The sequence below is a fragment of the Arcticibacter svalbardensis MN12-7 genome, assembly GCF_000403135.1.
GTDB lineage: Bacteria > Bacteroidota > Bacteroidia > Sphingobacteriales > Sphingobacteriaceae > Arcticibacter > Arcticibacter svalbardensis.
The window spans coordinates 1-7,366 of the sequence record NZ_AQPN01000129.1; the positions used below are offsets into that span (position 1 = coordinate 1).

Consider the following 7,366-nt stretch of genomic DNA (forward strand, 5'->3'; position numbering starts at 1 on the left):
GCTCCGGAAATTTTGATCAGTTAGAACATAAAAAAAACAGTATGAATCCACTTCAACCTAAACAATACGCTGATTACCCTTCACTTGTTACTGGCGACGTTCTTGAAGTCCTGGAACAACAGGCAACAGAATTTCCCGATTTTCTAAACTCCCTTGACAATAAGGCTGATTATGCCTATGCAGCCGGAAAATGGACTGTCAAAGAAATGGCAGGGCATATTATTCACCATATCGCTATCCTTCATGAACGATATTTATGATTTAATTTTATGATGATAAGAAAAAGGAAAGAGTTCCGTTGTGATATGCCGACCGGTTAGTCTTGTACCCAGCTCTCTGCTTAATAATGAAGCGTTGGAACCGGTTATCACTAATTTATAATCTTCATCCAGCTTTTGTCTGGCATATCGTTCCCATTCCGGTATGATTTGTATCTCGTCAAAAAAAAGCACCTTGCTTCCACTGGCCTTTATCGATTCATCTAGTCTGGCAAAGTCGGTTGGCTCAAATTCATAAAGCCGGGGATCTTCGAAATTAAGATACAGTGCATCAGGATATCGCTCTTTGAGTAATTGGAACAGTAACGTGCTTTTTCCGCATCTCCTTATTCCTGAAACGATCAATGCAAAGCCTGATAAGTTTGGTAGAATAAGAGTTTGCTAAGGCGCTAAAGTTTTTTGTAGAATTTTGAAGGGAAAGGCAAAGGCATTGACATCACTGGGCCTTTCAATTGCGCTTGGGGTAAAGCCCATAAGGTTGTATAGTCCTCGAGTGAATTAAGATGAACAGGAATCAGCACTTTTTCATTTAACCTGATTTTGGAAACTGCTGTTTGTCCATTATCGCCTGTGATCAGATGAATTTTAACATCATTTTCGCCAGTATTGACCTGGTATTGATCCGTTAGAGCGGTCTCTGTATCGTCAGCCTCAGCACTTAAATTAGACTTTCCCATGATGTGATGTGTTTAGGTAAAGAATTATTGGCTATAAATGTACAAGGTTTAGCGCTGAGATGAAATAGCTAGAACTAGCTATATTGTTAAGGTTTAAGGATACAGGCTTTGATTGCTATTTACAACAACAAGAAACTCTTTAGCTTACATCGTTTGATACAAGCGGTAGGCGATAGAGATCAGCTTGCCCTCCTTGAAATCAAGAGATACCTCGTAGTGTTTCTTTTCATCCATAGAAGCATAGAACTCCCAATGTGACGATAAACTCATGTATGGATCGTAGTCTTTTGCTACGTCTTTTGAAAATATAGAAACGCGCTCGAACTTCTTTGCATAGCTGCTAATCTTACTGATATTGGCCAACTTCCCGTAAATCTTATCTATTTGATCTCCTTTGAGAATAGTTGCATTCGCATTGGTATTAGATGGCCATTTGGTTAATGACTTACCTTCATTTGTATATATTGAATTCACTTTATCATCTGAAAAAGATATTTGAATTCCTGATGATGTACCCTTTGTCTCATCTAAAAAAACTGACTGATATAAGGGGATGGTGCTTTCTAATCCGTCGATTCCTGTGAATACATTACCTACAATTCCCAAATAAGTAATGGGCTTTGCAAACTGTAATTCCTTGATTTTAGGGTAAAGTGCTTCTGTAGACTCACCAATGGTCAGTCCCCACTTCTCTCCGGCTACCAGGGTATCACTATCTAATAAAAGTTGTACGGGTGGTTCTATTATTATTGGTTCTTCTTTTTCTTTGAGACAAGCAGAAAGTACAATAAACGGAAGGATAAATAATAATAGACGTTTCATAATACTGGTCTTTTTATTAACCTTACGTTTATTATAAAGCAAACGTAACATGTAGATCAATTGAACCATAATTTAAGCGATGAATATTAACATATTAAAGTCGAGCAAGTCCGTGAACTAAGCCATGCTTTTGGTAAATTTTATGAGAATAATAGATCATCAAACTTGGATGTCTTCGTTATGGATAGGCTTTAATTGAAAAATATTACCCAGAGTTATTTCATGATTAAATTTTACAGAACTAAAATCAGAATACTTTCTATTTATTTCAGATAGTAGTGCCTGATCTTATTCAAATCGTCATCCAGCTCATATACAAGTGGTATACCTGTGGGTATTTCAAGTGCGATGACTTCTTCATTTGTTAAGTTATCGATGTATTTGATTAATGCTCTTAAGCTGTTGCCATGAGCGGATATGATTACATGTTTATTTTCAACAAGAGCTGGTACGATCTCCGATTGCCAATAAGGCAAAACCCTGGCAACGGTATCATTGAGGTTTTCTGATAATGGAAGTTCTGCTTCTTTCAGTTCCTGATAGCGCAAGTCATTACCTGGGTACCTGGGATCTTCTTTAGTTACCGCAGGTGGTTCTTCATCCGGATCACGTCTCCATTTGTATACTTGATCTGCTCCATATTTATCTGCAGTCTCCAGTTTATTCAATCCTTGCAATGCACCATAAAAGCGCTCGTTAAGATGCCATGACTTATTTTCCGGAATCCAAAGGTGATCAAGTTCTTCTAATACGATGTGTAGCGTTTTAATTGCTCGTTTTAAAAGGGAAGTAAATGCTACATCGAAATTGTAACCATTTTTCTTTAAGATTTCTCCTGCTTTCTTAGCCTGAATATATCCATTTTCTGAAAGGTCTACATCGGTCCACCCAGTAAACCTATTTTCCTGATTCCATAAACTTTCTCCATGACGGATTAATACAATTTTTTTCATTTTAAGTAGGTCGTAAACTGCTTTCTTTTATACTATTTAAATCACAGCGCTAAATTAGGAAAGAAATTTGACGCTGTGATTTAAATGCAATATAACATTAAGCGGGATAAGCCAGATGTTAGTTAAATATAATCTGGTTACCAATCTTTGTGAAAGTAGTTACCGGTACTCCGCTTTCATTAAAATAGCCTAAACTACCGGTAAAGCTTTTAGATACACCCAAACCATTGATTACTTTAATCGTAAAGTCTGTTAATGGTCCGTCCTCAGGACCGAAATAAACAACACTTACTGAATAGGTTCCGTCTGGAATGTTTTCTGTCCAGTAAATGTTTTCAGGACCAAAGCCATCCACATCATCCCTATCCAGATATCCTCCCGATTGAGATGTGGGATGATGATAGTAAATTTCCTCTCCATTCGGATCTACAACATGTAAATCAATATCTGTGTTATCTGTATTCCAGCTTAAGCCAATCTGTATCACACCATGGGAATCACTTAGATCGTCCAAATCAGCAAGTTGGGTATTAGCTGTGACCAGTACATTTGATATCCATTCCCTGAATGTATTGAAGCTAGGCAGGTTGTCTCTGAAAGTATTAAAATGTCTTTCATCAGTATTGTCAATTTCGTCCAGGTCGCTAAAGTGTTCTACGTTATAATTCGTATTATCACTCTCAAAATCAAAGCTTTCAGATGCTTGTTCTCTTTCATCCACTTTGGCTATATCTTCAAAAAGTTGTTCGTTGACATAGTTATCCAATAGGTCGCCTAATTTGCAAATCAAGCTTTTATCTGGCTTATTAAGCATTGTGCTCACTTTGCATGATGCCTTAATACCCAGCTCTTTTAAATCCTTCAATTTTTTTAAGAAGTCATTTATGTCATCGTCCAAATCGTCGCTGGGATGTGTGTTAAAGTTGTTAAATGCTAAAACCGGACTTGGAAATGAACGTGATTTCGCTGTTTTTCCTCCACTTGAGCGTGTAGCCGTATTCACTGATCGATTCTCATTTGAAGAGCTTAAATTGTTGTTTGAGGTGTTATCAAAAATGATGCTGACATCATTGTTAGTAATATCGGCTTCATACATCAATGTGCCTAAGCGGTTTTCCCAATCATACTCGTAGTATCTTAGAATGACTTTGTTATCACTTTTATGTTCGATCCAATACAGCTCAGGAATCTTCTGATTAGTAGCCGTATTGATGCTATACAAAAATTCGGGTTGATTTTTGCTGTTAACTAAGGAGATCCACTCCATTTTACTATCAGCATCCGAAATGTAGATCTTATCTATATTCTTATTAGCACCTTCCTCATAGCTGCTAAATGCTGTAAACTGCACTTTGTTGTTTTTTATAGTAAATTGGGGAACCTCAGATTGACTGGTATCTGCCGTTTGGTAATAATTGATCGCTAAATTGTCCTTAACAACTGGAATTTCAGGATCTTTTTTTTTGTCTTTTTTACATGAGCAAAGCGTACCGAACAGTATAAATATATAGATGAGCTTTTTCATACGTTTTTAGAGTGTAAGATTATTAAAGGATTTCTTGATTCAATGGATTATAGGTGTTAAAAATTAAAAGGCTATACCTAAATTAAAGCCAAGTCCGCGAATGCCAATAAATGGGGCATCAGGCTTTGCAGTAATACCATTGTTGCTTACGTCTGCACGGAAATAGTTTTTATCAGCAATCGAAACCTTGCCTTCGAAGTCATCTTTCAGGTCAGCTTTTTCTTCATTTGTCATTGAACTCAAATCAGCAATACCTGTAGCATCACCTTTTAATGATCCATAATGTGCACCAATGACATACCAATCAAAGGTTACCCGTTTGGCTATCAGCCATTGCGCGCCGATCATTAGTCCTCCACCGAGTCCTTTCAAACTGCTGCTAATGGGTATGGCATAGTCTTTATTTTCAGTAGAATAGGCGTAATCATAGTCTACATTAAACTTAGAATAGCGTCCGTATAAAGAAAGATAAATGCCTCTGGCACCTGCATGTTTGCCCCCGTAAAACCGGAACTCACCGGTATAGGTTTTATTAGATGTAGTGATCTGGTCAAGATCATCTTTCAGCGAAGTGTTGTCCATACGATCAAGGGCCTTATTGACAAAAGAGATTTGTCCCAGGTTAGTGGACGGCATGCTCCGGTAGCCGGCAACAAAGCTTACTTTGCGTGCTAATGAACGTTCATAAGTGAAGTTGTAATTTTTTAATGCCAAAGAGGATAAGTTGATCTTAAAACTGTTTTTAGGATAAGTTTCAACCTGAGCCATACTTGTTACGCTGAGCAGTGCGAGAAAAATAGCTAAATAAGCTTTTTTGGATGGACTGAGAGATTTGGTAGTTTTCATTGTTTTAATTTAAGCGATTCATGAATTTGAATTCATATCAAAACTACCGTGATGCAGATTGCTGGGAAAGAGCGTTTAAACGGATTTTATTACCTGTGTTTTAACGGTGGGCAGTAGGTTAAAACACTGATTTTAAAGTAAATTATCGAAAAATGATACGATGTTAGAATAATACCATATAGCCTGATTATATTTAATAATTCAATTCGATCTACCTCCTTTCTTTATGGAAACAAACCAAAGAGCTATCGTTATAAGCATTGTAGTAGCGAGTGTTATTATTGTCATACTTGCAGTTTTTACAATTTTATTTTTCATGCTTTTTATCAAAAAGAAAAGGGTACTACAACATGAAAAGGAGATTATGAAAGCTGAATTTGAACAAACGTTATTACAATCTCAACTTGAAATTCAGGAGCAAACGTTGCTTAACATCAGTCAGGAAATTCATGATAATATAGGTCAGGTGTTAAGTTTGGTTTCTCTTAATCTTAATTTGTTAAAATCTCCTGATACCGAAAAACTTGCCACGACTACTAGTTTAGTTGAAAAAGCGATTAATGATCTTAGAAACCTAAGTAAAATATTAAACCCGGAAAGGGTCATGAAAATTGGTCTTAAAGAAGCGTTAGAATTAGAGCTACACTATTTAAAAAAGTCGGGTAAGTACTTGACGTCTATGTATGTAGATCGCAATTTTACTGAACCTGATTCGGATAAGACAATCATCCTATACAGAATGTCACAGGAAGTATTAAACAATATCATGAAGCATTCCGGGGCATCAGAGATTAATGTTGAACTAACTAAGTGCGATCAGCAAACAAAAATATCATTTAGAGACAATGGAACGGGTTTTATCACCGACACAAATCATTCCAATGGGTTAGGACTTCAAAATATTCATAAAAGGGCGTCTCTGATAAATACAATGGTTGATATTGACAGTAAACCTGGTGAGGGAGTGAATATAACCTTTACTTTAAATTAACGAATATGTATAATGTAGCTTTAGCTGATGATCATAATTTAGTACGTGGGGGTTTAGCTTCACTTGTTAATATGTTTTCTAATTATAAAGTGCTCTTTGAAGCGGATAATGGAAAAGAATTTATAAGCAAATTGGAACGAAACAATCTTCCTGACTTGGTGCTGATGGATATCACCATGCCCGAGATGGATGGCTATAGCACCACCAGCTGGTTGAGAATCAACTATCCGGAAATTAAAGTAATTGCCCTTACCGTGATGGATGATGAAATTGCAATTATCAGAATGCTTAAAAGTGGTGCAAAAGGTTACTTACTGAAAAACTGTAAACCCGATGAATTAAAATTAGCACTTAATGCCGTTATTACTAAAGGTTACTATTTTAATGATTTGGTTACTAGTCGCTTAATAAATTCGATCAATAAGATAGGAGAGGACCAAAGTGTGCTTAAAAATGTTGTTAACCTAACGGAGCGGGAAAAAGAGTTTTTAAGGCATTTGTGTTCTGAGAAAACATATAAAGAAATTGCCGATATGATGTGTGTTAGTCCTAGAACCATAGATAGTTACCGTGATAATTTATTAGAAAAATTGCAAGTAAAAAGTCGAATAGGGCTAGTGCTTTTTGCTATAAAAAATAGGATTGTAGAACTTTAATTTTTCCATATCTAATTTTGAATCCACTATAAATCCACCTGCAAAAAGCGCATACATCAGGAAGTTGAATACATGGTGAATGATCCAGATATTCTGTATATAGGCACTGTTATGTGTCTTCACATAATTCCACATACTGAAAACCATCAATGTACTCGCACTATATAGAAAGATAGCAAGGATATACCAAAAGAAATGCTTTTTAAATTGAAGCAGAAATTCTTTGTCATCCTCGTTTTCTAGTTGTTCAATAAGTATGTACAGGATCATTACAATATACAGGATATTGTTGACGCAAACGAGGTCGTTTAAGAAGTCATTTACAATGCCGTAGTTTAATATAAACCAAATTGTGATACTAACATAAAGGAAACCGGTCAGTTTAAACAAGTATTTCCTTTGGGATATGAATCTTTCTAATAAGAGATAAACCAGGACAAATTCAATCAGTGTATATAAATTATAAGTGACGTTAAGGAGGCTTCTGTTTTCAGTAAACACACTCAATAACTGGGGCACAGCGCCTGTTACTATTACTAGAAAAATAAAAACGGAATCAAGCGATAATTTTTTTATAAAATATACCCCTAATAAAAGGGGTATAATAATACTCCAAAC

At 36.0% G+C, this 7,366-nt stretch carries 9 protein-coding genes and 1 pseudogene; 3 read left to right on the top strand and 7 right to left on the bottom strand.

What is annotated here, in order from left to right; genetic code table 11:
• Positions 1–260: pseudogene (locus ADIARSV_RS17405) on the top strand (hypothetical protein); the annotation flags it as partial.
• Here ADIARSV_RS17405 and ADIARSV_RS17410 read toward each other — a convergent pair.
• From ADIARSV_RS17410 to ADIARSV_RS17435, 6 genes are all read right to left on the bottom strand, one after another.
• On the bottom strand, positions 255–623 hold the full coding sequence (locus ADIARSV_RS17410) for an ATP-binding protein (RefSeq protein WP_016196959.1): 369 nt from the start codon (positions 621–623) through the stop codon (positions 255–257). The pseudogene ADIARSV_RS17405 and the gene ADIARSV_RS17410 overlap by 6 nt on opposite strands.
• Positions 624–667: 44 nt before the next feature.
• Positions 668–955: a hypothetical protein gene (locus ADIARSV_RS17415; RefSeq protein WP_016196960.1), complete on the bottom strand. Its 288-nt coding sequence runs from the start codon at positions 953–955 to the stop codon at positions 668–670.
• Between the two features lie 144 nt (positions 956–1,099).
• Positions 1,100–1,777 (bottom strand): hypothetical protein, encoded by a 678-nt coding sequence (locus ADIARSV_RS17420; RefSeq protein WP_152439934.1) that lies wholly within the window; start codon positions 1,775–1,777, stop codon positions 1,100–1,102.
• Between the two features lie 263 nt (positions 1,778–2,040).
• Positions 2,041–2,730: a 2,3-diphosphoglycerate-dependent phosphoglycerate mutase gene (gene gpmA, locus ADIARSV_RS17425; protein WP_016196962.1), complete on the bottom strand. Its 690-nt coding sequence runs from the start codon at positions 2,728–2,730 to the stop codon at positions 2,041–2,043.
• A 118-nt stretch (positions 2,731–2,848) separates the two neighbouring features.
• On the bottom strand, positions 2,849–4,255 hold the full coding sequence (locus ADIARSV_RS20810; RefSeq protein WP_016196963.1) for a YfaP family protein: 1,407 nt from the start codon (positions 4,253–4,255) through the stop codon (positions 2,849–2,851).
• 63 nt (positions 4,256–4,318) lie between these two features.
• A complete protein-coding gene (locus ADIARSV_RS17435) occupies positions 4,319–5,101 on the bottom strand; it encodes a DUF3575 domain-containing protein (RefSeq protein WP_083936614.1) in 783 nt (260 codons plus the stop codon).
• A gap of 226 nt (positions 5,102–5,327) precedes the next feature.
• Here ADIARSV_RS17435 and ADIARSV_RS17440 point away from each other — a divergent pair, with 226 nt between their 5' ends.
• A complete protein-coding gene (locus ADIARSV_RS17440) occupies positions 5,328–6,092 on the top strand; it encodes a sensor histidine kinase (RefSeq protein ID WP_016196965.1) in 765 nt (254 codons plus the stop codon).
• Positions 6,093–6,097: 5 nt separating this feature from the next.
• Positions 6,098–6,748 carry a response regulator transcription factor gene (locus ADIARSV_RS17445; RefSeq protein ID WP_016196966.1) on the top strand — a complete coding sequence of 217 codons (651 nt, stop codon included), beginning with the start codon at positions 6,098–6,100 and terminating at the stop codon, positions 6,746–6,748.
• On the opposite strand, the gene ADIARSV_RS21965 is transcribed toward ADIARSV_RS17445, so the two are convergent.
• Positions 6,707–7,366: hypothetical protein (locus ADIARSV_RS21965; RefSeq protein ID WP_040300518.1), on the bottom strand; the 660-nt coding region annotated here is incomplete at its 5' end. The genes ADIARSV_RS17445 and ADIARSV_RS21965 overlap by 42 nt on opposite strands.